The sequence below is a fragment of the Myxococcus sp. CA023 genome (genome assembly GCF_010998615.1).
Taxonomy (GTDB): domain Bacteria; phylum Myxococcota; class Myxococcia; order Myxococcales; family Myxococcaceae; genus Myxococcus.
Window position 1 is genome coordinate 1 of record NZ_JAAEAH010000102.1, and the last position, 25,261, is coordinate 25,261.

Annotated in this window: 23 protein-coding genes, 6 tRNA genes and 3 pseudogenes; 21 read left to right on the forward strand and 11 right to left on the reverse strand. The window is 67.9% G+C overall.

Annotated elements, in window-relative coordinates; translation table 11 throughout:
* Positions 1 to 121 precede the first annotated feature (121 nt).
* The 3 genes from F8M74_RS32895 to F8M74_RS32905 are packed head-to-tail and all read left to right on the forward strand — an operon-like array spanning position 122 to position 2,488.
* The gene (locus F8M74_RS32895) at positions 122 to 757 is read left to right on the forward strand and encodes an RNA polymerase sigma factor (RefSeq protein WP_141257260.1); all 636 of its coding nucleotides are present in this window, start codon (positions 122 to 124) and stop codon (positions 755 to 757) included.
* Positions 750 to 1,304, forward strand: a complete 555-nt coding sequence (locus F8M74_RS38580; RefSeq protein ID WP_141257256.1) for a zf-HC2 domain-containing protein — start codon at positions 750 to 752, stop codon at positions 1,302 to 1,304. The genes F8M74_RS32895 and F8M74_RS38580 overlap by 8 nt, the downstream gene beginning before the upstream one ends.
* An 11-nt stretch (positions 1,305 to 1,315) precedes the next feature.
* The gene (locus F8M74_RS32905) at positions 1,316 to 2,488 is read left to right on the forward strand and encodes an AraC family transcriptional regulator (protein WP_141257255.1); all 1,173 of its coding nucleotides are present in this window, start codon (positions 1,316 to 1,318) and stop codon (positions 2,486 to 2,488) included.
* A 50-nt stretch (positions 2,489 to 2,538) separates the two neighbouring features.
* Here the strand turns inward: F8M74_RS32905 and F8M74_RS32910 are convergent, their stop codons facing one another.
* The gene (locus F8M74_RS32910; protein ID WP_141257254.1) at positions 2,539 to 3,726 is read right to left on the reverse strand and encodes a hypothetical protein; all 1,188 of its coding nucleotides are present in this window, start codon (positions 3,724 to 3,726) and stop codon (positions 2,539 to 2,541) included.
* Positions 3,727 to 3,774: 48 nt separating this feature from the next.
* Positions 3,775 to 4,443 carry an RNA polymerase sigma factor gene (locus F8M74_RS32915; RefSeq protein ID WP_011551621.1) on the reverse strand — a complete coding sequence of 223 codons (669 nt, stop codon included), beginning with the start codon at positions 4,441 to 4,443 and terminating at the stop codon, positions 3,775 to 3,777.
* A 433-nt stretch (positions 4,444 to 4,876) separates the two neighbouring features.
* Between F8M74_RS32915 and F8M74_RS32920 the strand changes: the two genes are divergently transcribed.
* The 4 genes from F8M74_RS32920 to F8M74_RS32935 all read left to right on the forward strand — a co-directional run bounded on the left by F8M74_RS32920 (position 4,877) and on the right by F8M74_RS32935 (position 9,045).
* Positions 4,877 to 5,584, forward strand: coding sequence for a metallophosphoesterase (locus F8M74_RS32920; RefSeq protein WP_141257253.1), 708 nt, complete (start codon positions 4,877 to 4,879; stop codon positions 5,582 to 5,584).
* Between the two features lie 289 nt (positions 5,585 to 5,873).
* Positions 5,874 to 7,643, forward strand: coding sequence for a VWA domain-containing protein (locus F8M74_RS32925; RefSeq protein WP_141257252.1), 1,770 nt, complete (start codon positions 5,874 to 5,876; stop codon positions 7,641 to 7,643).
* 30 nt (positions 7,644 to 7,673) lie between these two features.
* Positions 7,674 to 8,663 (forward strand): hypothetical protein, encoded by a 990-nt coding sequence (locus F8M74_RS32930; RefSeq protein ID WP_141257251.1) that lies wholly within the window; start codon positions 7,674 to 7,676, stop codon positions 8,661 to 8,663.
* 10 nt (positions 8,664 to 8,673) lie between these two features.
* Complete coding sequence (locus tag F8M74_RS32935) at positions 8,674 to 9,045, forward strand: Mov34/MPN/PAD-1 family protein (protein WP_228559849.1); 372 nt, start codon at positions 8,674 to 8,676, stop codon at positions 9,043 to 9,045.
* Positions 9,046 to 9,049: 4 nt separating this feature from the next.
* Here F8M74_RS32935 and F8M74_RS32940 read toward each other — a convergent pair whose 3' ends face one another.
* The 3 genes from F8M74_RS32940 to nfi all read right to left on the reverse strand — a co-directional run bounded on the left by F8M74_RS32940 (position 9,050) and on the right by nfi (position 12,914).
* A complete protein-coding gene (locus tag F8M74_RS32940; RefSeq protein WP_171410441.1) occupies positions 9,050 to 9,556 on the reverse strand; it encodes a DUF2267 domain-containing protein in 507 nt (168 codons plus the stop codon).
* A gap of 108 nt (positions 9,557 to 9,664) precedes the next feature.
* The gene (locus F8M74_RS32945; protein ID WP_141257248.1) at positions 9,665 to 12,010 is read right to left on the reverse strand and encodes a GMC oxidoreductase; all 2,346 of its coding nucleotides are present in this window, start codon (positions 12,008 to 12,010) and stop codon (positions 9,665 to 9,667) included.
* Between the two features lie 196 nt (positions 12,011 to 12,206).
* The gene (nfi, locus tag F8M74_RS32950; RefSeq protein ID WP_141257247.1) at positions 12,207 to 12,914 is read right to left on the reverse strand and encodes a deoxyribonuclease V; all 708 of its coding nucleotides are present in this window, start codon (positions 12,912 to 12,914) and stop codon (positions 12,207 to 12,209) included.
* A gap of 200 nt (positions 12,915 to 13,114) precedes the next feature.
* On the opposite strand from nfi, the gene F8M74_RS32955 reads away from it, so the two are divergent.
* The 5 genes from F8M74_RS32955 (at position 13,115) to F8M74_RS32975 (ending at position 17,542) form a co-directional block, all read left to right on the forward strand.
* On the forward strand, positions 13,115 to 14,269 hold the full coding sequence (locus F8M74_RS32955) for a hypothetical protein (protein WP_228559851.1): 1,155 nt from the start codon (positions 13,115 to 13,117) through the stop codon (positions 14,267 to 14,269).
* Positions 14,270 to 14,413: 144 nt separating this feature from the next.
* Positions 14,414 to 15,721, forward strand: a complete 1,308-nt coding sequence (locus F8M74_RS32960) for a S8 family peptidase (RefSeq protein WP_141257246.1) — start codon at positions 14,414 to 14,416, stop codon at positions 15,719 to 15,721.
* Between the two features lie 162 nt (positions 15,722 to 15,883).
* Complete coding sequence (locus F8M74_RS32965) at positions 15,884 to 16,132, forward strand: hypothetical protein (protein WP_171410442.1); 249 nt, start codon at positions 15,884 to 15,886, stop codon at positions 16,130 to 16,132.
* Between the two features lie 9 nt (positions 16,133 to 16,141).
* Complete coding sequence (locus F8M74_RS32970; RefSeq protein WP_141257244.1) at positions 16,142 to 16,714, forward strand: ThiF family adenylyltransferase; 573 nt, start codon at positions 16,142 to 16,144, stop codon at positions 16,712 to 16,714.
* Between the two features lie 87 nt (positions 16,715 to 16,801).
* The gene (locus F8M74_RS32975; protein WP_141257243.1) at positions 16,802 to 17,542 is read left to right on the forward strand and encodes a hypothetical protein; all 741 of its coding nucleotides are present in this window, start codon (positions 16,802 to 16,804) and stop codon (positions 17,540 to 17,542) included.
* Positions 17,543 to 17,786: 244 nt separating this feature from the next.
* Here the strand turns inward: F8M74_RS32975 and F8M74_RS32980 are convergent, their stop codons facing one another.
* The 6 genes and pseudogenes from F8M74_RS32980 to F8M74_RS38255 all read right to left on the reverse strand — a co-directional run bounded on the left by F8M74_RS32980 (position 17,787) and on the right by F8M74_RS38255 (position 22,119).
* On the reverse strand, positions 17,787 to 18,860 hold the full coding sequence (locus F8M74_RS32980; RefSeq protein ID WP_216620566.1) for a PQQ-binding-like beta-propeller repeat protein: 1,074 nt from the start codon (positions 18,858 to 18,860) through the stop codon (positions 17,787 to 17,789).
* Between the two features lie 299 nt (positions 18,861 to 19,159).
* Positions 19,160 to 19,498, reverse strand: a pseudogene (locus F8M74_RS32985) (FAD-dependent monooxygenase); the annotation flags it as partial.
* A gap of 245 nt (positions 19,499 to 19,743) precedes the next feature.
* Positions 19,744 to 20,043, reverse strand: a pseudogene (locus F8M74_RS32990) (IS21 family transposase); the annotation flags it as partial.
* A gap of 229 nt (positions 20,044 to 20,272) precedes the next feature.
* Positions 20,273 to 21,037 carry a hypothetical protein gene (locus F8M74_RS32995; RefSeq protein ID WP_228559853.1) on the reverse strand — a complete coding sequence of 255 codons (765 nt, stop codon included), beginning with the start codon at positions 21,035 to 21,037 and terminating at the stop codon, positions 20,273 to 20,275.
* A gap of 148 nt (positions 21,038 to 21,185) precedes the next feature.
* A pseudogene (locus F8M74_RS38710) lies at positions 21,186 to 21,573 on the reverse strand (head morphogenesis protein); the annotation flags it as partial.
* 264 nt (positions 21,574 to 21,837) lie between these two features.
* Entirely contained in the window at positions 21,838 to 22,119 is a 282-nt protein-coding gene (locus F8M74_RS38255) for a hypothetical protein (RefSeq protein WP_228559857.1), read from the reverse strand.
* A gap of 547 nt (positions 22,120 to 22,666) precedes the next feature.
* Here F8M74_RS38255 and F8M74_RS33010 point away from each other — a divergent pair.
* The 9 genes from F8M74_RS33010 to F8M74_RS33050 all read left to right on the forward strand — a co-directional run bounded on the left by F8M74_RS33010 (position 22,667) and on the right by F8M74_RS33050 (position 25,218).
* Positions 22,667 to 22,825 (forward strand): hypothetical protein, encoded by a 159-nt coding sequence (locus tag F8M74_RS33010; RefSeq protein WP_163884664.1) that lies wholly within the window; start codon positions 22,667 to 22,669, stop codon positions 22,823 to 22,825.
* A 95-nt stretch (positions 22,826 to 22,920) separates the two neighbouring features.
* Positions 22,921 to 23,006 (forward strand) — tRNA-Tyr (locus F8M74_RS33015).
* A gap of 44 nt (positions 23,007 to 23,050) precedes the next feature.
* Positions 23,051 to 23,121 (forward strand) — tRNA-Ile (locus F8M74_RS33020).
* 76 nt (positions 23,122 to 23,197) lie between these two features.
* Positions 23,198 to 23,268, forward strand: a tRNA-Lys gene (locus tag F8M74_RS33025).
* Positions 23,269 to 23,286: 18 nt separating this feature from the next.
* Positions 23,287 to 23,362 (forward strand) — tRNA-Gln (locus F8M74_RS33030).
* A gap of 134 nt (positions 23,363 to 23,496) precedes the next feature.
* Positions 23,497 to 23,567 (forward strand) — tRNA-Ala (locus tag F8M74_RS33035).
* Positions 23,568 to 23,577: 10 nt separating this feature from the next.
* Positions 23,578 to 23,651 (forward strand) — tRNA-Leu (locus F8M74_RS33040).
* Between the two features lie 21 nt (positions 23,652 to 23,672).
* Entirely contained in the window at positions 23,673 to 24,215 is a 543-nt protein-coding gene (locus F8M74_RS33045; RefSeq protein ID WP_140853324.1) for an HNH endonuclease, read from the forward strand.
* 394 nt (positions 24,216 to 24,609) lie between these two features.
* Positions 24,610 to 25,218 (forward strand): cytochrome C, encoded by a 609-nt coding sequence (locus F8M74_RS33050; RefSeq protein ID WP_141257241.1) that lies wholly within the window; start codon positions 24,610 to 24,612, stop codon positions 25,216 to 25,218.
* The last annotated feature ends 43 nt before the right edge of the window (positions 25,219 to 25,261 follow it).

The following is a 25,261-nucleotide window of genomic DNA, read 5'->3' on the forward strand; positions in this document are numbered from 1 at the left end:
GCCCCACATCCTCCCTGCCCCCATCGATATGTCCGCGCCGGACACACGTTCTGGGGACACTGGGGAGCAGGCGTGCTCCCCGGACGCCTCTGAGCGACGGGAAGACGGCATGAGTGCAGCCGTGCAGGGCCTGCGGATGACGACGCTGCGATTGTCAAAGGAAGCCGACGAGCCGGCCGAGGCGACGGCGCCCGGGGAGGACGAAACCCTCCTCGCGCGGCGCGCCCTGGCGGGTGAGAGGGCGGCCTGGGACGCGCTGGTCGCACGCCATCACCGGCGGGTCGTGGTATCGCTGCTCGCGCGTGGCGTCCGGGTGGACCGGGCGCAAGAGCTGGCCCAGGAGACCTGGGCGCGGCTCATCCAGCAACAGCAGCGCGGGCTGCTGACGGAGCTTCGCCTGCCCAACCTCGCCCTCACCCAGGCGGCCTTCCTGGCCGCGGACGACGCACGACGGGCCCGTCGCGAGTCCATTGCCGGGGCGGTGGATGAACTGCCGGAGCGGCACCACCCGGTGGACCCGTCGGTGTCCGCGGAGCGGCGCCTGCTGACCGAGGAGCAACTCTCCCGCGCCCATGCCGCGCTGGCGCAGGTGTCTCCCAGCGCACGAAATGTCTTCCTCCTGGCCTGTGACGGCCAGGAGCTCCCTCATGCCGAAGTCGCCTCACGCGTTGGCCTGTCGGTCCAGCGCGTGCGGCAAATCCTGTGCGAGGTCCGCAAGAAGCTGCGCACCGCGCTCGAGGAGGAAACCCATGCTTAAGCCCCACCTCACCCGCGACTCCGCGGAGCAGTACATCCTGGGGGCGCTGGCACCGGAGAAGGCCGCGAGCCTCGAGGCGCACACGCTGGAATGTGAGCCGTGCGCCCGCCTGCTCCAGGAAGAAGCCCTGCTGTCGGAGCAACTCCACGAAGTCGCCAACACCTATGCGCCCGCCGTCCACGTCCTCCGCCCGGCCCGCTGGGAGACTCGACGTCTCACGGCCGGCCTGGCCGGTGCCGCACTGGCCGCGGCGGCGGCCTGGGCCTTCGTCGTGTTGCCCGGTGGACGGCAACCGCCCGCCTCGCCCAGCACGCTGACCCTTCATGTCGAGCCGCCCTCGGTGGAATTGGAGCTGGAGGTCGCCGAGCCTCAGTCCATCGTCGTGGCGTGCCCGGACCTGGCCACCCAGGCGTCCTGCACCCAGGCGGCCGAGGAGCGTGGGCTGCTCGTCCAATATCCCTGGGGCACGGGTGAAGTCCCGCGCTATGAGGCCCGCACTGGCCTCCCCGAGGGTGCGCTGAGCGCGCGCCGCCCCGTGTCGCTGTGAGGATTCCCGTCATGGACTTCCGGAAGAAACTCGCCGCCCTGCTGCTCGCACTGGCCTCCACCGGGGCCGGTGCGCAGCCGTCGGAAGGCGCCCAGAAGCTGCCAGTCGGCTGGTATGTGACGGAGAGCGCCCCCAAGCGCTACGAGGCCGGCGTGGACAGCAGCGCCACGTGCGAAGGCAACCGCAGCGCCTACCTCCGCTCGCTGTCGCCGGATGAGAATGGCTACGGCACCTTCATGCAGGCCTTCGGCGCGCACGACTTCCGGGGCAAGCGGCTGCGCTTCTCCGGCGCGCTCCGCATCAAGGACGTGGAGGGCTGGGCAGGACTGTGGATGCGCGTGGAAGGGCCTGACCCGAAGCAGCCCCTGGCCTTCGACAACATGCAGTCGCGCGCCCTGGTGGGCACTGCGGGATGCAAGCGCTACGACGTGGTGCTGGACGTCCCGAAGGAAGCCACCACCATCATGGCCGGCCTCATCATGAGCGGCACGGGACAGGCCTGGCTGGACGGCGTGCGCTTCGAGGTCGTCGACACGTCCGTGCCGGTGACGGACCTGCTGGCCTCGCGGCCGGTGGTGGCCGCGGCCGGTCCTTCAGGACTGGAGGACGCACCCGCGCCAGTGGCGAAGAACGACCAACTGCCACTGGGCCGCGTGGGCGACGTCTGGTTCAACCACGGCCGCATCGCCGCGGACAAGCCGTACACCCGGCGCAAGGACGGCGTCTGGGTGAGCATCCTCGGCGAGGAGGTCTACGAGCACGGCATCACGGTGACGGGAACGCTGGGACAGCGCGCGCTCGAGCTGAAGCTGAAAGCCGGTGGACGGCGCACCCTCATCGAGGGGACGTGGGGTGAGGAACCCGTCAACATCCAGCTCACGCCAGAGAAGCTCACCATGCGCTGGGGCCGTAACATGCGCGAGATGGCGCGACACCTGGACCCGCAGGTGGGCACCACGTGTAACCGCTACCAACGCACCGAAGGCCCCCGGGTGCTGGACCAATTGGACGTCTGCGGCGCGGCGCTCGGCACCCGCCCACCCAACGCGCAGCTCATCATCTCCTTCCTGGTGAATGGCTTCAGCCCCACGTTGCCGGCGGGGAGCATTCCCATTCCGCAGCCCCCCGTGCGCAGCCGTCAGGCGCTCGACACGCAGCGGACCGCAATCCCCATGTCCCCCTGAGCGCGGAGGGCCCGTGACCACGGGCCCCGGCGTGAAACGAGGACCTCCCGTCAGAAGGCGAAGTCGCGCTCCAGGGTTTCGCTCCCCGCCTGCACGGACAGGTGGGCAGAGCGCGCGCCGGTGGACGACGCGGACGTCAAATCAAAGGCGATGCCCTCCGGCCCATGGGCCGGCTTGAGCGAGGGACGGCCGGGGCTCAGGAACACCGCCGCCGTCACCGTCCGGCCAGACAGGGGCTGCACCAGCAGGCGCACGCGCTGACGCTCGCGCACCAGCACCACGCGAAAGTCGCGGCGCTCATCCAGCACCTCGCGCTGCTCCGGCATGCGGGCGGCGTGAGCGCGGTGGGAGACAGGCGCGCGCGAGGTGCGCGCGGAGCGGGCCACCGTCCCGTCCTCCTCCATGTCCAGCGCCTCTTCGATGGCCGCCTCGCCCTCGTCCAGCGCCAGCACGGCCTGGGCACACTCGCCACAGCGCGCCGTGTGCGCATCCAGCCGGGTCCGCTCGTCCTCGGACAGCAGCCCCATATCGAGGCGCCAGAGGTCATCCGCGGTGAGGTGCCGGCGGGGAGGCATGTCCACGGGCGCGGCGTCCGCCATGTCCGCGCGGCACGCGTCGCAGTCCTGAAGATGGGCCGTCAGCGTTTGGGGATTGGCCGTCCAGGTGGCGACCAGGTCATCGCAGCCGGCGCGCGCGGAGAACCACCAGGCGGCGTCCTGCTCGGCGGGCTCGAGGAGGTCGCGCTCCTGCCGGCGCTGCGGATTGAGTGGGATGAACCAACGCGCTCGGGGACGGAGTGCTGAGTCCAGACTCTGGAGCGCAGCGAGAAAGCGGTCTCGAAGCTGCGCGGACTCGCCGTCGAGGGCACCGTGAAAGCCCTCCCAGACGGCCAGGGCGTGTGCGGCGGAGGCGGCCCGGTCGCGAGCGGAAAGTCCCTCCAGCGAGGAGACCCGCCACATGTCCGCCTCTTCGCCGCCGTCGAGCGCCACCTCGACAGCTTCTTCCGCGGCCCTCAGCAGCACCGGCTGCAGCGACTGCGGTTTCTGCGCCTTCAACCAGGCTTCCACCTGAGATCGACCCAGGCCCCGCAGGGCGGCGTCCACACCTTCGGTCTCCAACCGGGAGCGGCGGCGCAGCAGGTCACCCGCCGCCTCGAGCACTTCACCGGGAGAAGCCGTGCCCGACAGGAGTTGCGAGCGGCGGGCGGCATAGCGGGACAGCGTATCTCCAACAATCATGGGTTCATTCCTCCTGGGTACCCCGGGTGTGGCGGGGAAGGAGGCGGCTCACGCTTCCTCCCCATGCGACTCGCGATGAAGGTCCAGCAGGTAGAGCTTGAGGTAGGCCTGGGCCCGGCTGACGCGCTTGTAGCTGTTCACCACGGTGATGCTCAGGCGCCGGGCACATTCTTCGTGATCCTCGACGTCTTCGTGGTGGTACAGGTCCCAAGCCGAAGCTTCCTTCGGGTGCTCCTGCTGGAGGCGGGCAAATGCCGCCCAATACAGCTCCTGGGCTTCGGCGCGCTCTTCACGCCGCTTCCCGAACTCGACGGCGCGAGCCACCTCGGAGGGTGGCTCTTCCATGGCGTCATCGGGGTCCGACGGAGGCGCCGCGAGCTCCTCGCGGTGCTTCCGGTAGAAGTCGATGGCCACGTGCTTGACGATGCGCAGGAAGAACGTCTTGGGAGACGCGCTCCGGCCGGGCATCTGCTCCGACACGCCGCGGAACTGGTCCAGACCCCGGTCGATGAACTTCCCGACCGCGTCCTGGAAGAGCTCGTCCGCGTCCGCTGGGGAACCACGGCCGTAGCTCGCCTGAATCTTGCTGATGACGTACCGCGAGGGCCGGGCCCACCGCTGCACCAACGCCCCGAGCGGGCCTCCAACAGGCTCGCCAGTGGCGCGGCGGCGGACCACCTCCGCGAACAATTCGTCATCCGTGAGCTGCTCGTACACCGGAAGGACCTGGGGGCTGCGCCGGGGAAGTCGCCCCGGGATGTTGGGTTACGGGGATGTGGCGCGGCAAGGTACCACGTTGGCATCCGCAGGCAGCCTCCGAGACAAGCAGGGGGCGCCAACCCGGCGGAATCACCGGACAATTGGCACCCGCGAAGTCGGACGAAAGCCGCGTGGCGTTCCTGACGGGATTTATAGAGCAGGCGTCAGAAAACCGGCCCCGGAAAATCACCTGTCAGGAACAGCGGGGGCCCGCGTCTTCGCCCCCATCGCTTTCGAGCGCCCGGCCGAAGCGGCCCTACAAGCCGTGGTTCGACTCCACACATATGCCCCATGGGCGTATGCCGACGGGTGGTCCGTCACTGATCCTGGAATCAGCCAACTGGCTTCTTCACTCGGGCGCTCAACTTTTCCCTTCTTGAGGATTCGCGTCATGTCCCGCCGCACCATCGTCATCGGAGACCTTCACGGCTGCTACGACGAAGCCGTGGAGCTGCTCGGCAAGGTGGGCGCGACCTCCAGCGACCGGATCATCTTCGCGGGTGACCTGGTGGACCGCGGCCCGAAGCGTCGCGAGTGCGTGGAACTGGCCATGCGGCACGAGGCCATCCTGGGCAACCACGAGGAGAAACACCTCCAGCAGCGCCACCGGGCGGACGAGCGGTTGCATCCCGACCACCTCGAGACGCGCCGGGTGCTCGCCCCCGGGCACTACGACTGGATGGCCCAGCTGCCTCGCTACCTGCGGCTGCCGGAGCACAACGCCATCGTGGTGCACGCCGGCATGCTGCCGGACATCCCCGTCGAGAAACAGGACCCGTACCACCTGCTCCATGCCCAGTGCATCCGGCCCCCAGCGGCCAAGAGCTACTGGCCATCCAAGGCGCCTGAAGGCTGGACCTTCTGGACGCACCACTGGAAGGGGCCGGAGCGGGTCATCTTCGGTCACACCGTCTTCGACGCGCCGCTCGTCACCGAGCACGCGGTGGGTATCGACACCGGGTGCGTCTACGGACGGTCGCTGACGGCGGTGGTGCTCCCCACCTGGGAGCTCGTCTCGGTGCCGGCTCGGAGTACGTACCGGGGCGGCAAGGACGTGGCCCGGATTCCGGTCCACGGCGACGTGTCCGTCTTCTCGTAATCAATTTCGCGCCCGGCCGACGGGGTCCAACACGCCATACAGCTGTCGCGGGTTCGAATCCCGCCGGAGCCATTCGTGGCTCCGTAGCTCAGCGGTAGAGCACTGGGACCGTTAATCCAAGAACGGCCTCGTCACTCGGGCGCACCCTTTCCTCCACATCCTCACTTCGCACGGGCCGCCTTCGCTGAAGCGCAAGGCACTCGTGCGTCCACGCGCGGTGCACTCCGCTTGCTTCGTCGCGAGTGGTCCGCCCCGCGCCTGACCCGCGGCACGTCCCTAGGGGGACACCATGACGACCCAGACGCAGAACCCGAACGCGCTGCTGCCCGAGTCGCAGCGCGGTCCCGCCGAGCGCCTGCTGGACCTGGTGCTCGGAGGCTCCGCCCACCTGTGGCACAACCGGCCTGGCCTGGATGTGAATGGCACCTGGTACGCGGCGGCGCACGCCACGCCGTTCCAGCGTGAAAAGGGGCGTCCGGTGAAGCCGGGCCTCTTCGTGCCCGCCGCGGTGAAGCTCTACCGGCAGCTCCTGGACATCTACCGGCTCAACGCGGAGCTGATGGCGCACTTCGCGTCGTACGCGCTGACGCAGACGGACTGGCGCGACCTCAAGGTCGCGACGTGCGCGCTCATGCTGGTGCAGGAGCACGCGGGCCAGCCCGTGCGCGACGAGCAGGGCTGCGTGGCCTTCCACGATGACGACTGGCGAGCCATTGGCGAGGCGATGGTGCTCCACTACGAGCGCAAGTCGACGCGCATGCTCACGCCCAAGGCGGTGCTGCGCGTGGCGGAGCTGCTGGAGCATCCGGAGATCGCTCAGCTCAACCGCGAGGCGGGCTTTGGTGACCCGGCGTCCCGAAAGGCGCCGCTGGGCCGCTGGAAGCGCGTGGCGTCGAAGTGGTTGGCGGCGCGTGAGGCCAACATGCCCATGCTCCAGGGGCTGGTGAAGGCGGGCTACAAGGAGACGCTGAAGAAGCTGGCGCGCAAGGCGGGCTACAAGCCGCGCGCGCAGGGCTTCTTCGAGGTGCTTGGCTGGAAGCAGAAGCAGTCCGCGCAGGGCCACCGCGAGGTGGGCCTGAACGGGCTGACGCTGGTCAAGCGCGAGCGCTTCGACGGCCTGTCGGAGGCGGAGATCTGCGAGTGGATCGACCTGGAGCGCCTCTCCTACAAGGAGGTCGTGGGCCGGCTGCCGAAGGACGTGGGTCTCACGCCGGCCATCATGGCGGCGCTGCTGCCCTCGCTGTCGGACCGTGACCTGCGGCTGATGACGCCCACGCTCGAGGAACTGGGCCTGCTGACGGACCCGGCCATCCGCGCGCGTTGGGAGAAGGCGGTGCACACGGCCACGGACCAGCGGGCGCTGAACATCGCGAAGAACGTCCGCAGCGCGGTGCTGCGACGAAAGCTGGAGGAGGCCAGCGACAACGCGGCACGGCAGGCGGTGGCGGAGGCGACGGCGGAGACCGACGTGCGGGTGATGTTCCTCATCGACAAGTCGGGCTCCATGGAGGGGGCCATCGAGAGTTCGAAGGAGGCGCTGTCGCGCATCCTCGCGGGCTTCCCGATGGACAAGCTGCACATCGCCGCGTTCGACACCCTGGGCACGGTGCTGCGTCCCAAGGCCGCCAACCGCATCGCCGTCCAGCACATGCTGGCGGGGCTGCGCGCGTCGGGAGGAACGGTGCACGCGTCCGCGCTGTACGCGTTGCATCGTGACGGCGTTCGCGTGCCGGAGGACGCGAAGCTGGTGGTCATCGTGGTGGGAGACGAGGCCGGAGAGGCAGGCGACCAGTTCGCCCGGGCATTCCGTGACCTCCGCATCCCGGTGTCGGCGATGGCCCTGCTGGTGTCGGTGGCACATGCGCGGGGCTCGACGGTTCGAACCTGCGCCGCGCAGCTGCGAGTGCCCTTCAGCGAGGTGAACGTGGACCAGTTCGAGGACCCGTACCAGGTCCCCCGGGTGCTCAAGGCGCTGATGGATGCGCCCACCCTGCCCGGAACCGCCCAGTCCGGCTGGGTGGAGCGGGTGATGCGCACGCCGCTGCTGAAGGTGGCGTGAAGCCAACGCAGTGAGGAAGGAGGAGGCGTCGTGGACTACCGGAAGTTCCTCGGGAAGATGGAGTCGGTGGTGCTGCCGTATCTGGGCGGTGGCACCGTGGATTCCGCCTCGCGACGCCTCCGTGTCACCACCCCGGTCACCCCGGGGTGGTGGCGCTTCGATGTGAAGGGACGAGACGCCACGCCGCGTGAACCCTCCGAGCCCGAGTGCCTGGAGGCGCTGCCGCGCGTGCGGGGCCATGCCTGGGGACGCCGGCTGGTGCGAGAGGGCGCCGTGGCGGAGCCCCTGGAGCTGATGCCGGAGGAAGAGCCGCCGCGCCTGGCGCCGGTGAGTGCGCGCCGATGGTTTGACGGCGCCCTGCTCTTCGAAGGCGTGGATTTCGAAAGCGAAGCCGAGGGCGCGGCACGCCTCGCGCTGGAGCAGAACCAACCCCTCGCCCACATTCGGGGCGTGAGTGCCCCCCTGCGGGCCGCGTTTGGCTACGCCCTGCTGGAGCGTGTCTCGCGCGACGTGGGCATCCGCTTCGCACCCGCCGAGGTCCGAGGCCGGATACTCGCGGTGGCGGAGGGCGGCCGCGTTCCGGCGGAGGATTGCCTGCGTCGTCTGAACCATGAACGTGAGGCCCAGGCGGCACGGACGCGACAGGAGCGAGAGGACGCCGAGCGACGGGCCCGGTCCGCGGAGTTGATTGAGGAAGCCCAGCGACGCATGGCCCGCCTGGCGACGCGGGGCGTCCGCGGGAATCCGAGGGAGGATGGCATGCAGCGCGCACAGCAGGCGCTGCTGAACGCGGGTGCTCGTCCGCTGGACCTGCGGCGGCTGGCGGGCCAGCGATTGGAAGTGACGTATGCCTTCATGGGGGAGCGCTTCGTCTCCATCGTCGCGGCGGACTCGCTCCAGGTCCTGGACGCGGGCATCTGCCTGGCCGGTGCGGACGGAGATGTCACGCTGGAGAGCCTGCCGTCCGTCATTCGCGAGGCCATTGAAACGGATGTCCTGGTGGTGACCCGGCATGCCTGAGGAGACGGCCATGTCCACACGAGAGGTCTGCCTGCTCATCGGCCACGGCGGCGAAGTGCTGTGGTGCGACGCGTCCGACAGCCCGAATCAACTGCCCGACTCACGCGCCCGCTGGGAAGCCATCTGGCGACTGCGTGACGTCCTTGAAGAGGTGGCGCACAGCCACCCCGACGGTCCACTCGGCTTCTCCGCCGAGGATGAAAGCACCATGGCCGCGCTCACCTCCGCGCTCGGGAAACCCCTGCGCTTCTCCGTCGTGGCGCCCGAGGGCATGGTGGCGCGGCTGCGAGGCCGAGACGTCCTGGTGGCGGCCGAGCCCTGGTGGGCGGAGGCGCTTCGCAACGCCTCCGGCATCCGCCATACCCCCAGCGGCCTCGCTTGAGTCTTCAGACGGTGCGCGTCCAGAGGTCGCGGATGTCCGGCGGGAGCTGGCCCATGACGTCCTCGGACTCCCCTTCGGTTATCTGGTGGCGGACGGCATCCATCACGGCGCGAACCACCGGCTCCACCGCGTCTGGATGAAGACTCAGGTCCTCCCCGACCCGACGCAGAAGGTGCTCGCGGTGGAACTTGGGAGGCAGCTCTTCCTCGTGCTTCTCACAGCGGTGCAGCAGCATGGTCAGCTTGCGAGGAAGCTGGTCCTCCAGGTCGCTTGCCTCCTCACTGAGGATTCGCTGTTCCAAAGCGCAGAGGACGGACACCGCTGCCTTCTCGGCCACGGCGGGTGACATGCCGCCTCGCTCGCACAGGTGCTTGATGAAGGCCGCGTATGTCTGGCTCGTGCGTGACTCGTGCCGCAGCCGTCTGCGGACCTCGATGGGCGTATCCCGGCGACGGGTCTGACGCTCGCTGCCCTGCGGAGCGCCCTTTCCCTGCTCACGGTCATTGGGCATGGGCTGTCCTTCCTTCATGAAATGGCGTGTGCGCCTCACGGTGCCCACGCCATCCAGAAGGAGCACGACGTAGCGGTACAGAAAGCCGTGCCGCCGCCTCCCCGCTCGCTACGCGGCCTTGCTGCGCACGTACGTCTCGAAGAGTTCCCCGAAGAAGAAACGTCCGAAGCGGGCGAGCGCGGCCAGCCGCTGCACCGTGCCCTGGGCATGGAGCACCCGTAGAGTGGAGAGCTGCACGGCGAAGTCCTTGGCGTTCAGCCGCAGGTAGCCCCGGGAGATGCAGAGCCCCGAAGCGTCCTCGCCGCGGAAGATGGACACCAGGAGCCGCGTGGTGTCCACCCACAGGTCCGGACCGTCGTCGTCATGGATGTCCTTGTAGCCGTCGACGAAGAAGCGCTCGCCGGACTCGGAGACCAGCGGGAGCTGGTAGCGCATCCGCCGTCCGCCAGGACGAGCGCCCTCGTGGGTCATCAGGTGCAGCACGCCCTGCTCCACCGTCATCGGACGGGAGGACAGCACGGGCGCCATCACGCAGCCCGACAGCTGCATGGGGTGCAGCGGATGCGCGAGCGTCTCCTCCAGGTCCCGTGAGTCCACCGTGACAATGAAGCGGAACGGCGATGTATCCCTGCGCGCGGGGTCCCCGGCTCGCAGGAAGTCCTCGTCAGCCCCCGCGGAGATGTAGCCGTACATGGTCTCGGTGAACTGCACGGCCAGGGGCTGCGTGGGCCGCGGCCCCGGGGCCTCCGGAACCGGCGAGTAGTCCACGCTCCAACCGTGCCGCCGGGCCATCAGCGCCACGGTGCGCTCCGCCACCGCGGAGATGGTGAGCAGCGGATTGATGCCCAGCGGCCTCGGAACCACGGAGCCGTCGCTGACGTAGAGGCCCTCGTGGACCTCCGTGCCCTCGGGCCCCGCGAAGACGCGGCCCTCGTGGTCCACCACGCCCTCCTCCGCGCGCTCGCCCATGGCGCACCCGCCTAAGGGATGGGTGCACAGCAGTTCGTGGCCGGTGAGCTTGTTCCAGAGCGGATTGCGCACGAAGGTTCCGCCCAGCGCCTCCGTGGCGCGGCGCAGGCGTTCATCCACCCGCGCGAAGACGGCCTGCCGCCCCGCGCCCGGCCAGTGGACGCGGACCCGGTCGCCCGACAGGCGCAGTTCACCCGCGCCGTCATCATGGGACATCACGAGGAACGTCTGCGTGTTGCGCATGGCCCCGTGGTACGGGCCGCGCACGGCACTGTCCGCGATGCGCGCCAGTTCCCCAACCCGGTCGATGGCGCCCCGGTCCGTGTCCTGCCCGGCGATGGCCGACGCAGCGGCGAGCAGCGCCGTCACGGGACGCGCGAGCGCGGCGGGAATCGCGCCGTTCTCGATGATCATGCCGTCTTCCTGCCGCAGCGTGGCCCGGTCATCGATGATACCGGTGATGGTGGGGCCCACGGGCTCGCGCCCCGCGGAGGGCGCCTCGCCCAGACCCACGCCATGGACAGGGACGTCCGTGTTGTAGCCGAACGCCATCACGTCCCCGTTGTTGCTGAAACGCTGGCCTAGACGCCCGGAGAGGGACAGCCCCAGCGCCTTCGAGCGAAGCAGGAGCTCCGCGGTGCCCATGGTCCCCGCCGCGAGGATGACACGGTCGGCGGTCAACCACAGGTCTGGCGCATCAAACCGCTCGCGGCCGGCGTTCATCGGCCGGTAGTAAACGCGCCACCGGGCACCATCGCGCGCCAGGTAGCGCACGCCCACCTCGGTGAAGAGCTTCGCCCCATGGCGGTGCGCGTCCGGCAGGTAGTTCATCAGCACGGAGTTCTTCGCGCCGAAGTTGCAGCCCGTCATGCAGTCACCACACAACGTGCAAGCGCCCTGACGCACGCCCGCGGCGTTGACGCCCTCCTCGAAGGTGACGGCCAGGGGTGGCCGGCGAAAGGTGCCGCCCAGCTTCTCCGCCGATTTCGCCAGCGCCGACAACGTGGCCAGCGGCGGCGCGGACTCCGGATAGGGCAACGGCCGCAGCATGTGCTCGGCCCAAGCGAAGCCGTCCTCCAGCAAGCCGTCCACGTCGGCGCGGAACGCGTCCGGCCAACGCCCATCCAGGAACACGCGAGGGTCCGGCCGCATGGCCACGTTGGCATTGATGAGCGACGTCCCGCCCAGGCCGCAGCCCGTGACAACGGAGACGTCCCCGCCCCGGTGGAGCTCGAACAAGGCCGTCGGACTGCCCACGTCGGCGGCGGCCTCGGGGTCGAAGTGAACCTGGAACTCGGACATGAACTCGGCGTCCGTGCGCGGGTAGTCACCGGGCAGGAGCTCCCGGCCTCGCTCCAGGACACAGACCTGCTGGCCCGCGCGTGCCAACCGGCTGGCGGTGATGGCCCCTCCGTACCCCGAGCCCACCACCACCACGGCGTAATGCGACGCCAGCTCACTCCAAGGTGACGACAACCTCCGCATTGGCGCTCCCAATGACATCTCCCGCCCTGGCCCCAGCCCCTTTTCGCGGACTGAGGTGCTACCGCCAGTACGGGCTGGCGGGAAGGACGGCCAGGGAGACAGACGCCCGAGCCGCCGTTCCTTGAGGCCCCAAGCGATGGAGCCACCTCCGGACATAGAGTCGGTTGGGACGGCGGTCAAAATCAGAGGCCGGCACCTACTCCAGTTCGGCGGCCTCTCCGTCCGCGCGACGGAGTGCGTTGACCAGCCGGTGCGCATGCCGCGTGGTCTCCGGCTCGCGGTACTTCGGACTCACCTTGAGCACCAGCTCCACCGCCGTGGGCAAGTCCATCAGGTGGCCCGGGGACACGTAGACGGGCTGCACGCCCTTGCGCGTGCGCACCGCCATGCCCACGACCTCGCCCCGGTGCATGAGAGGCGCGGTGGAGCCTCTCGCCTCGCCCAGCGGTCCGTGCGTCCCCACCAGCAGGGACTTGGCACAGCCGATGGATGGCACGCCGAACAGCAACCCTCCGTGACACGCAATCCCCATGCGCCGGGGATGGGCGGTGCCTTGTCCATCGAAGATGACCACATCAGGGCGCACCGTGAGCCGTTCCCAGGCAGCGGCGATGATGGGCAGCTCGCGAAAGGACAGCAGGCCCGGCACGTAGGGAAAGTGCAACGTCACCGCGGCCTCAGACTGGGCCACCGGCGCCAACGTCTCCACGTCCAGGACGACGAACCCACCATAGCCGGTGTCCTTCCCCTTCTCCGTGGAGATGTCCGCGCCCGCGATGCGCTCCACCTTCAGCCCAGGGGGCGGCCGGAGCACCAACTGCTCACGCAGCCGGCGCTGCAGCTCCACCGCCTCCGAAGGCGTGACGTCCCACCGGCTCACCTCGGGCTGAAGCTCCATGCACACGCAACCTCCACTGCCAATCTGAAGGCGCTGACCTCAAGGGCAACCCATGACGTCCCTTCAGCGTGGACTGGTGAACTGGCCGTGCCCCTCTGGAACCCGCGACCCTCCACGCGCGAGAAGAAGCCGCTGAGCCTGTCCTGGCGACCGGCGAGCCCACCGGATGACCTTGGCCGGACGCGTGCGTGCTCAGCTCTCCGCCCATGCCACGACCCACCCACGCCCGCTTCCGCCGGACAGGCCTTCTCCTCCTCGCGCTCTGTGCATGCCTGGCCGGCAGCGCAAGAACGGAGAGCCCGGTAGGTAGCGACCATGCGCCGCCCCGTCCTCCTTCCGCATCCCAGGGACACGGACAGCTCTCCGCATCCGCGCTGGACGCGCTGGAACAGCGCATCCTCGGCGAGGGGTGCGAGACGACGTTGCTCGGCGATGCGAAGCGCCGCTTCGTCGAGTCACAGCTCCTCTGCGATGGCCACCTGTCCTTCATCCTCGTTCAGGCGGCGCTGGACGGCCATCCCCTGCCGGACACGCAGCGACGACTGCATGCGCTCCTCGCGGACGCGCTGGGACGGGCCCGGGCCCCCTTCATGCGCGGTGGGACGGACGTCGTCCTGGGCCACGCCCTGCCACGGAGCATCCTCTACCGGGGCTATGTGCTGCTGATGCTCGCGGGCATCGAACGCGCGGGCATGCAGGACGCTGCGTCCACGGCGCTCTTCGATGCCCTGGCCAGCCAGGTCGTGAAGGCGCTCGAACACCAGTTGCTGCTGCCCAGCTTCATTACCTCCATCTGGCCGTGTGACAGTGCGCCGGCCGCCGCGGCCCTGCTGCTCCATGGCCGGCTGCGAGGCCACGCGCCCTCCGAGGCCGCGGCGGAGCGGCTCATCGCGCGACTGGTGGAACTGTCCGCCCTGCCCTCGGGCTTTCCCACCCAGGTCGACGCGAAGGGACACGTCGTGGAGCGTACGCAACGGGCCACCACGCTCGCGTGGACGGGCGCCTTCCTCGCCATGGCCGCGCATCCCGCCGCGGAAACCTTCACCGCCACCCTGGTGCGGGATTACTGCGCTCGGCCCGCGGGCTCGCTCCTACCGCTGGCGGCCTGCCGGGAGTGGCCTCGCGGAGTGAACGGGAAGGAGGACTCCGCCAGCGGTCCGCTCGTCTTTGGCGGCTACTCCGTGGGCGCGAGCGCGCTGGCCATTGCCGCGACGCGACTCTCCGACACGCATGGCGTGTGGCATGCCCACCTGGTGAACGCGGCACGAGAGATGGGCATCAACGACATCCTGTCGCGCCCCGGGAAACGCCCACTGGAAACAGTCTTGTACGGATGGGGAACCACCATTCGTCCGTGGTAGGTCATGGCCAGACATCGCGCCTTGGAGCGCCATGGCATGTTCAATCACGGACCGCTGTCTCATCCCTCCGGGTTGATTCAGGAATAAGCCGCTTTTGATGTACATCCGTTTTACCCATCACAACCAATTTCCTCTGGGTAAAACATGAATCGACACACACTGAAGCTGTTCGTCTCCGTGGGCATGATGTTGCTGATGGGGGCGTGCGCATCGCGGCAGGTGCCCTGCAAGGACCGCACGGCCAGCAAGCCCACGATGGGCCAGAAGCAGACCGGCAAGTTCATCACCGTCCGAAAGAAGATTCCGGGTGAATACATTGTCGTCCTGAAGTCACCCGCACAAAGCCTGGAACAGGTCGAGGTCCAGCAAGCCACGACGAGCCTCACCACGGCTTACGGCGGCACCGCATTCGCGATGTATGAGAATGCGTTGCGTGGTTTCGCGGCCAAGATGACGGAAGCCCAGGCGCGGGCCATGGCGAACGACCCCGCAGTGGACTACGTGCAAGAGAATGGCGTGGTCAAAATCGCCGAAAGCCAGCAGGGCCCCACGTGGGGCATCGACCGGATGGACCAGCGCAAGCTCCCGCTGGACAAGGTCTACACCTTCACCGCGACGGGCCAGGGCGTGCACATCTACATCCTGGACACCGGTGTGCGCTTCTCGCACCGGGAGTTCGGTGGCCGGGCCTCCATCGGCTACGACGCCATTGGCGACAGCATGCGGGGCAATGACTGCAACGGCCACGGAACCCACGTCGCGGGCACGGCGGCGGGCGCCTCCTACGGCCTGGCCCGCAACGCGATTGTCCATTCCGTCCGCGTGCTGGGCTGTGACGGCTCCGGCGCCACCTCTGGCGTCATTGAGGGCATCGACTGGGTGACCCGGAATCACGTCTCGCCCGCCGTCGCGAACATGAGTCTGGGCAGTGACGAGGACCCGGCGCTCGACGACGCGGTCCGCCGCTCCATCGCCGCGGGGGTCACCTACGTCGTCGCCGCGGGCAACGAGGACAACGACGCCTGCAAGCACTCCCCCGCCCGTGCGCCGGAGGCCATCACCGTTGGCGCCACCGACAGCAAGGACAAGCGCGCCACCTTCTCCAACTGGGGGGACTGCGTGGACGTCTTCGCGCCGGGGAACAAGATCAAGTCCTCCTGGCACTACGGCGACCGCGAGAGCCGGGAGCTGAGCGGCACCTCCATGGCCACCCCTCACGTGACGGGACTGGCCGCGCTGTTCCTCGAGGTGAATCCCACGGCGAAGCCCGAGGCGGTCGCCAATGCGGTGTTCACCAACGCCACCGAGAACACGGTGTCCAACCCGGGCTGGTGCTCGCCCAACCTGATGGCGTACTCGGGCTTCATCACCGCGCTCCCGGGGTTGCCCGTCGTGCAACTCAAGGACTTCCTGCCCAAGCCCGCGGTGGTCAGCAGCAGCGAGCCGCGGTAGGCGTCTTCCCTGGCAGCCCGGCTTCCCGTGAGGGGAGCCGGGCCCCGGGTGGCAACGCCGCTGCCGGCATCGTCAGGAGCCTGCCCCCATCGCCGTCCCGGCGTGAGTCCCACCGGGCGCACCCTCGCGCTCCGCCGGGCGCGTGAGGAGGCGCACACGACGATGGCCACGCTCAACATCACCTACGACGGCATGTCCGCGGACGTCCCGGTGGAGCTGGACGGCCCCGTGCCGGACACCGACATCCGCCGCATCGCGACGGAACTGGTTCGTTCGGGCGGAGTGCCCGGCCTTCACCTGAGCCAGCTTCGCGACGACGCGTTCGCCCACTTCGTCGTCGACCGGTTCCGGGGCGCGCGGGGTGAGGAGCGCATCTACCTTCGTCCCAAGGTCCCCTTCGGGGCCTGGTGAGACACCGCCATGCGAATCCTCTTCTGTGGCGTGGGCGCCATCGGCTCCACCTCGGCGGTGCTGTGTCGCAACCTGGAGGCCACCCTGGTCTTCGTCGACTTCGACCGGGTCGAGTCCAAGAACCTGCTCTCCCAGGCCTACGTGAAGCCCTCCGTCGGGAAGAACAAGGCCGAGGCGCTCAAGCTCCAACTCCTCAACCTGCACGGGGTGAAGGCGGAGTCCCACGGCGTGCGGCTCACCCGGGATAACGCGGAGGCGCTCTGCGGTGGCGCGGGCCTGCTGGTGGACTGCATGGACAACCAGCACAGCCGGCAGGTGCTCATCGACTACGCGCACCGGACTGGAAAGCCGCTTGTCCACGGCGCGGTGAGCGCGGATGGCACCTTCGGGCTGGTGCGCTGGGATGAGCGCTTCACCCCGGATGCCGAGGACGCCCAGGGTCAGGCCACCTGCGAAGGAGGCGCACACCTCCCCTTGCTGGGGCTGCTCTCCGCGACACTGGCGCGCGCGATTCAGGACTTCGTGAAGCACGGCACCCGCCGTGATTCGCTGGTAAACCTGAGTTCGGTCCTGTCCCAGTGACTCACGGGCGCGTGCGCCGGACTCGGCGCGCGATGTGGCTGGCGGAGCGCACCGCCGCAACCTGTGATTCACGTGCTCGGAGGTTCGATGGCAACCGGAGAACTGCTTGCAGTGAAGCTGTGGAACGAGTGGGGGCGCGCCATCGCGGCGAGTCGAGGGCTGACGGCACTCGACCTGTCCGCGCTGGTGCCCCTCATTCGCGCCAAGAAGGCGGTCACGCGCGTGCTGGTTTCGCTCGTCAGCTCGCCGCAAGGGGGGCTCGGGGCCGAGCTGCAGGTTCGCTTCGAGAAGAAGACGCCAGTCGAGCTCGAGTTCATGGGCACGACCTACGTGGCATCGAAAGAGCTCGTCGTCGCCGAAGGTGCGGGCCCCCAGCAAGGTGGTCGTGTCGAGCTGGCTTCGAACGCCCTGAAGTTCACGCTGTGGGCCAACGGGGTGGCCCGCATCATTCCCTCGGTGCTCGAAAAGTCGCCGTTCATGGGGCGCGCGGATCGCTACCTGCACTGCGGTCGAATCGAACAGCTCGCACATGGGCACGATGTCGAGCTCGGGATCCTGAGGGAAATCGATGGCGACTTCACCGCCGACGGAGACGAGTTCAAGCTGCTCACCCGGCTCGGGCTCACGTGCACGGACGAAGCCGACAGCAAGAGCACGATCCTCACCCACGAGGAATGGATGGTTCGTAGGGACGAAGACTACGCGCGGATGGTCCACACCCCGAAAATCGTTTGGCGCGACGACGACGGGGGCCGCATCGAGCCCAATTCGAACCTGCTCAACGTAAAGTGGGGCTACCGCGGACCGAAGCTCCGAACTGTCTGGTAGCCGTTCGGGCCTGCAGTTAGCCCGATGCGGCAGCGCCGCGGCGAGGCGCTGGGCGAGTCGCTGGAGAGGGAGAAGCCCAGCGCGAGCTGCGGTGATGGCGGCGGTGCGACGGGCTTGGGGATGACGTGCTCACGCAGTCAGTGGTGACTGGCGAACACGCCGTAGTAGCGAGTGAGGTGGAAGCCAGGCGGCCTCTCACATCGAAAACACCGAAAGACCGAGCGGCGACGCCGGGTGGCCGACGCTACCCCAGCGCGACGACCGCGCGGTCACAGCCCACGTAGACCGTGCCGTCGGCGACGAGCGGTGCCGTCGTCACGCGGTAGGGAGCTTTCCACCGCCAGCGCTCTGTTCCCTCCCGAAGCGTCCAGGCGTGGACGACGTTGCCGGCCCCCATGTAGACGACGCCACCTGCGATCGCTGGCGAGACCGTATCCTTCGGCGGATTGTCGAGCGCGACTGACCAAATCTCTTTCCCGGTATTTTGGTCCAGCGCGTGGAGAATCCCGTGATAGCCGGTGAAGCACACGACGCCGTCCGCAACGGCGGGCGTTCCCCACAGCGCGTCGCCCGTCTCATAGGACCAACGCTCTTTGCCGCTGGCGAGGTCGAGCGCGCGAAGGCACTTCCCCAGACCAGACAGGGCATAAACCGTGCTACCTTCGATCGCGGGCGCTCCGCCATTGGCCATCGAACCGGCCTTCGCCGACCATCGCTCGGCCCCCGTCGCGCGGTCGAGCGCGACGACGTGGCCCTCGACGAAGTCGCGCCTGGTCCCGACGACGACCTGATCGCGCGTCACGCTGACCGCGGACTGCACACTCTCACCACATCGTAGCTGCACGCGCCATCGCTCAACTCCCGTACGCGCGTCGATGGCGACCACCCCACCGAGCCGCGTTCCCACGTAGACGTCGTCGTCGACAATGATCGGAGAGGAGGTCGCCTCGGAGTCGCACGAGACGCTCCAGCGGATGGCGTGCGTGCCAAGATCGACGGCGTGACACTGCCCGCCACCGACGACGAAGAGCAAACCATGCGCAACCATCGGATTCGAGATGCTCTCGGGAACGCGCCCCCCGACCCGCACGCTCCAGAGCTCTTTTCCCTTCGAGAGGTCGAGCGCGTAGAGCCTGTCGTTGTCGAAGTTCGCGAACAGCACGCCATCGTGGATTGCAGGCGTGTTACGTGTGGTCGCGAGCGTGCTCGGCTTGAACTTCCAGCGGGCTCGCTTGACCACGAGCGGCCCCGTTCCCTCGAAGTGTCCGGTCCGCGCAGCATTGGCGCCAAAGAATACGGAGCGAGATGAATCCGACATTGGTAGCTCCCTTTCAGTAGCCCGGGGGGGATGGCGTTCGTCGCGATCAATCTCGTCAGAAAGCGAAGGCACCTCGGACCAGTCGCCTTGAAGTTACCCCGATTCCGCAGAGTGTCCCGGGCTATCGCCATCAAGCAGCAGCCCGGTACTTCTTTTCGGAGTTGGCGGGCGACTCGTAGTCGAGCGCGGAGTGTCGCCGGTGTGGGTTGTACCAGCCCTCGATGAATTCGAAGATTCACTAGCGCGTCACAGCGAGTGAGAGAGGCGCGCGCAGAGGGCACCGCCAGCTCGCCCACCCACTCCGCCAGGATGCGCTCGAAGCGCTCCTGTAAGAGCGCGAGCCCATGGTTGTGACGCGTCGGGAAGTCGCTGAGGTCCAAAGGCGCCTGCCCGAACGCGACATCCTGGACCGCTTGCCCTTGCGAGATGAAACGCTTGACGACCCCGCGCTGATCGAGCACCTCCAGGCTGCGCGCGTGCAGGCCGCGCGCGCGAGAGCCGGCGACCTCCTGACTGGCGCGCCGCTCGACGATGGCAACGTCCACCTGCGCCAACGCCAGCTCCGCCGCCAGCATCAGCCCGGTCGGGCACCCTCCAGCAATCACCACTGCGTGCTGTGTCACCATGTCCGCGTGCATCTCTCGGCCCTCCCGCTGCTGGAGCGAAACGGGCGATGGTGGAGCACGACCGGGAGGGCTTGCGGCAATACCCGGGGTCTGGCATCTGCTGGCAGTGGATAGAGCGGAGAGGGCTGCCAAGGTTGCTCCAACGGCCCGTCGCGGCTCCGGAAATCTCGGACGCCTGCCCCGCGCGTAGCAAGGCCAGGCGTGCTCTCACCTCTCGGCCGTGCGCCCTACTCCTTCAGCTCGAGCAGGAAGCCGGTGCGGCCCTCGACGAGCCCGCGGGCATTGTCGCCAAGCACGACGCGCGGCACGCCGCCGAAGTGCAAGAAGGCCTCCGCCTGCCCCTCCAGCCAGTCCTGCTGCCGCCCGGACTGGAAGGCTTTGACGAAGAGGCGCCGGGAGCACGAGAGGTCGGCCACGAGGAAGTGCACCCGCACCTGGTGGCCTACGATGGGCACAAGCTTCTGGCCGAAGTCCACCTGCAGTTGGTGCCCTGGCGCCGTCTCGAAGCGCACGCTGGCGAACTGCGCCGCCAGGCGCTCACGCCGCACAGACGCCATCTCATCGACTCTCAGGCGACAGTGGTCGGCCTCATGAGGAACCGGACACTCGTCGACAACATCAAAGAGACTCGCACACTGGCGTTTCACTTCGAGGGCAACGGGAGAGTCGAGAAGCTGAAGCGCCTTATTCTTGCGAAGCATTCGGCCTGATTACGACCAACCTGGTGTCTCAACAACCCGGTGCGGTACAGACGAGCGCTACACCAGCTACTCGGAAGCGCCTCTGTCAGGACTCGACGATGAACGTGGTGTAGTCCACTCCGGTATTGCCGGTGATGGGGTCGTATGCAGTCACGGTGACTTCGTAGATACCCAGCTGCTGGACGAGCAGCGCTGCCTCGAAGGTGCTGGTCTTCCCGGCGTACTTCAGGGGGAGCTGGGTGAGCGGCTTCCCGTTGTGCTTCACCGTGGCCTGCAGTTCATACCGGTTGGAGTCCCAGAGCCCCTTGGGCTCGGTAGGGCAGCCACACATGAGCGTGAGGTTGGCGCGAAGAGGAAGGATGAGCTTCTTGTCGGCCGGGAGCTTGAAGAACTCGTGAGCTGACGGCGTCACCACATTCATCACGAAGCCGGGCAGCTCCAGGATGAGGCCATCGCCCTCGAGGTGCTTGCCGGGCAGCATCCAGAGTTGGGTCGTGCTGGTGGCGAGTGCCTGCCGCTGCGCGAGGGGCCCGGACACCTCCACGGTCACCAGCCGCGGCTCGGTGAGGTCCAGGGTGGCCGTGAACTTCGCGGATGACTCATCCGCGAGCGGCGCCCCCCGCACTTGTGGCTGCTTCATCAGCGTCTGGGTGTTGCCTGTCGAGCCGGCCGTGACGCCGCTGACCAGCACTTGGCCGGACTGCGCATCCCGGAGCACCACCCGCACGCCTCCCATTGACGTCCCGACGAACTTGCCGTCCCGAGCGAGAGCCCTCACTACCAGTCGTGTCTCGGCTGCCAGGGCCGTCGTGGAGAACAACAGCAGGGTCCAGAGAATGAGGCTTCGCATGACTCGCTCCGTGTCGGAAGGTCTTGAGCGGAGCCGCATAACACGGCATGCGCACGAGAGTCGCAGGCCCTGGTGGAGAAACGCCTCAATGCGGCACTGACGGTGGGGCCTCGCGAGTGAGGAGTCGCTAGTTCAGCGCTGATTCCCCCGCGAATGTCTTTCCGTGGAGGAAGCGGCACACCTGGGTGTTGGCTTCGTCCAGCACCGCCTCGATGCGGTAACGGCGGACGCCGGCCTCCGCGTAGCTGCTCATCTGGGCGAAGGGGCGTCCCGGGCCGATGAAGCTGCTGGCCACCACCTCCCAGTAGAAGGGGGGCGCGCTCGATGAGGGCACCGCGTGCGGCCCGCTCCAGGGACGCGGCGATGTCGCTTCTCCTGAGGCTTGCTTCCAGTCCTTCGGCCACGAGCCGCCGGGCCTCCTCACCGAAGGAGTCCAGCCGGCGCCCGTACTCGTCCCGAACGAAGTTGCCCTTCGCTCGGACGATGTGTTGGGCAGCGCGCCGGTCCACCGCGATGAAGCGGGCGGCGAGAGCGAGGCGCGCACCGCAGCGGCGCCAAATTCCCTGACACAGGGGGAGGAATGTCTCCCACTCCCTCGAGCGGAGGTGGAGCCAGGGCTGGAGGAGAGCTCAGCCCGGCTGCGACGAAGGAGCGCACGCCGGGATTGGATTCAGCGGGGCTGCTGAGGAGGACCTTCTCGGACGGTTTCACCGAGAAGCTTCCCTCTTTCCTGCTCGCCCCTCTTCACCGACTCCACACGACTCGGGACGTGACCGACACGAGGGCCGTCAGCGCGGAGTCTAGGGCTCCTGGCTTGTCAGGGGCGGGCTGACACCCTCGATGCGCGTATGACCGTCCTTTCCGACCTCCAATCGGACTTGCGTCTTGCCAGCGGCGTCGCGGATCTCCACGGTCGCGACGCCGCTCTCGTTGACACCGAGGGTGATGCGCTCTTGGGGGGAGTTCCCATCGTTCGAGCGAAGTTGAATCGAGGGCCTCCCGTGGATGGTTGAGACACACACGGCCTCATAGCCCTCCGCGCTGTCGAAACACAGTCCGTGGAAGCCTCGCTCGTCCAGCATTCCAATCCCACCCATTTCCTGGCCCGACGGGCCCAGGAACTGAAGTCCATAACCAGGCGCGGCACGTGGCCCCGGGAGGGGGGCCCCGATGCGGACACGTGTCTGTCCTTGCGCATCAACAATGTTCAATTCTCGAAGGTTCATTGATGTCGGTGGAGCCTGTTCTGTGCATGAGACGAGCACACCCGCCAACAAGACGACACCGCCGGCCCACGAGGATTTGCCAAATGCACCACGCATGGAGGGCGACCTTTCTGGTTGAGAACCGACAATGGGGTTCTGCATCGGCAGCATGAAGGCGCACCGGGCTCTATCGCAAGCACCATGCGACACTCAGTGCCACCGCCCCCAGCCCCGTCACCGCCACGTACCCGAGCATCCCGCCTATCACCAGGACCGCGCACGGCCGCGCGACGACCCGCATGCCGTATCTCGGCGACACCACCTGCCACGGGGACATAAAGCGCCACAGTGAAGCCCGAACCATCGAGCCTTGTCAGGAACGAAAATCACCGGACGTAGGGTCTCCTCGAAAGGAGCGGCGACCATGACGACGTTGACGATGCAGACGAACCCGATGAAGCGCAGCTATCGCAACAACCTCTGGTCCCAGCTCGACGCCGCCTCCTGCTCCCTTGGGAGCTTCGATTCGAAGTGCATCGTGGGATTTGACCGGATTGGCGGCCATCCGCCCGTACCCTGCTGACGCTCGCGCCCCATCACCGGCGCGCCAAGCCACGCAGAGGCCGGGCTCCCATCCAGGGGACCCGGCCTCTTGGCTTTCAGGGCCCCCGCTCCTCCGGGGACGTAGAGCGTTAGGGGAGACGCGCGGGCCTGTAGAGCCCGAGCCCGACAGGGCCCGCTGGGTTCAACTCCCAGCGTCCCCATGCAGCACGAGCGTGGCCCGCCACGCCCAGTCGCACACAACTCACGGGGTATCGCTCAAGGGCAGGGCACTCGTCTGATACGCGAGAAATCTCGGTTCGAGTCCGAGTACCCCGACAGACAGGCTATCTGACAACTGAATCGTCGTGGTGAATACATGCCGCCTGCTCGCTCCTGGGGCGGCACACAACACACCTCCGTAGCTCATTGGTAGAGCATCTGCCTCTTAAGCGGACGGCGAGGGTTCGAATCCCTCCGGAGGTATCTGAAGCAGCAGCACATACCGGAGTCGTCTAACCAGCGAGGATGGCGGACTCTGACTCCGCAGGTGCAGGTGCAAAGCCTGCCTCCGGTTCCACCTTTCCACCCCCTCAGAGCGTTTGCGCGCTCCTTGGGAAACAGTTCGTCATAGGCCGCGCTTTGGGAGCAGCTTGGACTCCAAATCCGCGCATGCAGGGTTCGATTCCCTGGCGGCCTGCTCTCGCAGCACATGGGTACGTAGCTCAAGGGGAGAGCACTCGGCTTGCACCCGAGGGATCCGGGTTCGAATCCCGGCGAATCCACTTCACCAACGCCGGAGTAGCCCAATTGGCAGAGGCACCAGGTCGAGAGCCTGGAGGGTGCGGGTTCGACTCCCGCTTCCGGCATAACCCACGAGGCATCGTGTCATGGAGACGCTGGTCCTGAGTCAGTCTTTCGAACCTGTCGCACGTGTTCCCTGGCAACGCGCGGTGATGCTCATCTTCCAGGGCAAGGTCGAGGTGGTCGAGGAGTACGAGGACCGCGTCGTGCGCTCGGTGACGGTGGAGATTCGCATGCCCTCCGTCATCCGCTTCATCCGAGGCCTGCGCCGGCGGCCCAAGGGCGTGAAGTTCAGCCGGGAGAACGTCTACCTGCGGGACAACTGCCGCTGCCAGTACTGCGGCATCAAGGTGACGCGCCCGGAGGCCACGTATGACCACGTCCTGCCGCGCGCACAGGGTGGCAAGACGAGCTGGGAGAACATCGTCATCGCATGCGTGCCCTGCAATCAGAAGAAGGGCAACCGGACGCCGGAGCAGGCCCGCATGGCCCTGCGCACGGCGCCCATGAAGCCGAAGAAGGTGCCCGAGGCGATGCACCTGACGTTCCTGTTCGAGAAGGGCATGCCCATGTCCTGGGCGAAGTTCCTCAGGGACGTCGCCTACTGGCACGTGGAACTGCAGGAGTAAGGCCGTGGGGGAAAGGGGAGCCACCCGAGGTGGCTTCCGCCTCCTGAGTGTTCCGCCCCGGCGGTGGATGCACTCGGAGGTCCGGGAGTCCGCCAGAGGCGGCTCCCACCCCGACAGCCGCCCCGCGCGCCAGCAGGCGGGATGTCGCTGCTGGCGGTTTTTCTGGAAGCTGAACTGGCGATGGCGCCAGGCCCCGCTGCTAACGGGTGCGAGCCGCTCTTCGGCCCGAGGTTCGAGTCCTCCGGCTTCCGCTGCGCATGCCCCCCGGTCCTCGGGCCACACGGGACTGTACGCGGCGTGACGTGCTGCGACACCGGCACGCAGCATGGCCGTGCCCCCGGGCGTCCCTACGATCCCGCCACCGGGGCCACCGGCCAAACAAGGGGACGGATACATGATGCATGCGCGGATGGGACGGTGGGTGACGGCGGGCTGGGTCCTCCTGGGCGTCGCGGGAGGTGTCGGCGTTGGCTGCGGGTCGGATGACTCCGCCCACGAGGAGCCTCCCGGAGGAGAGCAGGCCCATATTCCCGTGGGCGCCGAGGACCAGGAGCGCATCGACATCGGGCTTCGAATCTCGCCCGTGCCGTTGAAGCTGGAAGGCCTGGACCGGAACCTGGTGGGATTGGGGAGCTACATCCTCAATGCCCAGGCCGGCTGTAGCGACTGTCACACCCAGCCGGGCTATCTCCCCGGAGGCGACCCGTTTCAGGGCGAACCCGAGCAGGTCAACACCACGAACTTCCTCGCGGGAGGAAAGCCGTTCGGTCCAGGCCTCGTCTCCTCCAACATCACCCCGGATGCGCAGGGCCTCCCAGGCGGCATGACCTTCGAGGAGTTCCTGGCGCTGATGCGGACAGGCCGTGAACACGGAGCCATCATCCCGGTGATGCCCTGGCCCATCTACGCGAAGATGCGCGACCAGGACCTGAAGGCCGTCTACGAATATCTCCGGGCCATCCCGTCGGCCCAGCCAGGAATGGCCCCGCCGCCAGCCCCTTGAGCGGAGCCGTCACGGCCGCGTCCCCTTCGGGGCACGCATTTGA

What these genes read in the sequence shown, in the direction of transcription:
- F8M74_RS38580 (WP_141257256.1), top strand. Translation starts at nt 750, where the DNA reads ATGCTTAAGCCCCACCTCACCCGCGACTCCGCGGAGCAGTACATCCTG.
- F8M74_RS32905 (WP_141257255.1), top strand. Translation starts at nt 1,316, where the DNA reads ATGGACTTCCGGAAGAAACTCGCCGCCCTGCTGCTCGCACTGGCCTCC.
- F8M74_RS32910 (WP_141257254.1), bottom strand. Translation starts at nt 3,726, where the DNA reads ATGATTGTTGGAGATACGCTGTCCCGCTATGCCGCCCGCCGCTCGCAA.
- F8M74_RS32920 (WP_141257253.1), top strand. Translation starts at nt 4,877, where the DNA reads ATGTCCCGCCGCACCATCGTCATCGGAGACCTTCACGGCTGCTACGAC.
- F8M74_RS32925 (WP_141257252.1), top strand. Translation starts at nt 5,874, where the DNA reads ATGACGACCCAGACGCAGAACCCGAACGCGCTGCTGCCCGAGTCGCAG.
- F8M74_RS32935 (WP_228559849.1), top strand. Translation starts at nt 8,674, where the DNA reads ATGTCCACACGAGAGGTCTGCCTGCTCATCGGCCACGGCGGCGAAGTG.
- F8M74_RS32940 (WP_171410441.1), bottom strand. Translation starts at nt 9,556, where the DNA reads ATGCCCAATGACCGTGAGCAGGGAAAGGGCGCTCCGCAGGGCAGCGAG.
- F8M74_RS32945 (WP_141257248.1), bottom strand. Translation starts at nt 12,010, where the DNA reads ATGCGGAGGTTGTCGTCACCTTGGAGTGAGCTGGCGTCGCATTACGCC.
- F8M74_RS32955 (WP_228559851.1), top strand. Translation starts at nt 13,115, where the DNA reads ATGCCACGACCCACCCACGCCCGCTTCCGCCGGACAGGCCTTCTCCTC.
- F8M74_RS32960 (WP_141257246.1), top strand. Translation starts at nt 14,414, where the DNA reads ATGAATCGACACACACTGAAGCTGTTCGTCTCCGTGGGCATGATGTTG.
- F8M74_RS32965 (WP_171410442.1), top strand. Translation starts at nt 15,884, where the DNA reads ATGGCCACGCTCAACATCACCTACGACGGCATGTCCGCGGACGTCCCG.
- F8M74_RS32970 (WP_141257244.1), top strand. Translation starts at nt 16,142, where the DNA reads ATGCGAATCCTCTTCTGTGGCGTGGGCGCCATCGGCTCCACCTCGGCG.
- F8M74_RS32975 (WP_141257243.1), top strand. Translation starts at nt 16,802, where the DNA reads ATGGCAACCGGAGAACTGCTTGCAGTGAAGCTGTGGAACGAGTGGGGG.
- F8M74_RS32980 (WP_216620566.1), bottom strand. Translation starts at nt 18,860, where the DNA reads ATGTCGGATTCATCTCGCTCCGTATTCTTTGGCGCCAATGCTGCGCGG.
- F8M74_RS32995 (WP_228559853.1), bottom strand. Translation starts at nt 21,037, where the DNA reads ATGCGAAGCCTCATTCTCTGGACCCTGCTGTTGTTCTCCACGACGGCC.
- F8M74_RS38255 (WP_228559857.1), bottom strand. Translation starts at nt 22,119, where the DNA reads ATGCTGGACGAGCGAGGCTTCCACGGACTGTGTTTCGACAGCGCGGAG.
- F8M74_RS33010 (WP_163884664.1), top strand. Translation starts at nt 22,667, where the DNA reads ATGACGACGTTGACGATGCAGACGAACCCGATGAAGCGCAGCTATCGC.
- F8M74_RS33045 (WP_140853324.1), top strand. Translation starts at nt 23,673, where the DNA reads ATGGAGACGCTGGTCCTGAGTCAGTCTTTCGAACCTGTCGCACGTGTT.
- F8M74_RS33050 (WP_141257241.1), top strand. Translation starts at nt 24,610, where the DNA reads ATGATGCATGCGCGGATGGGACGGTGGGTGACGGCGGGCTGGGTCCTC.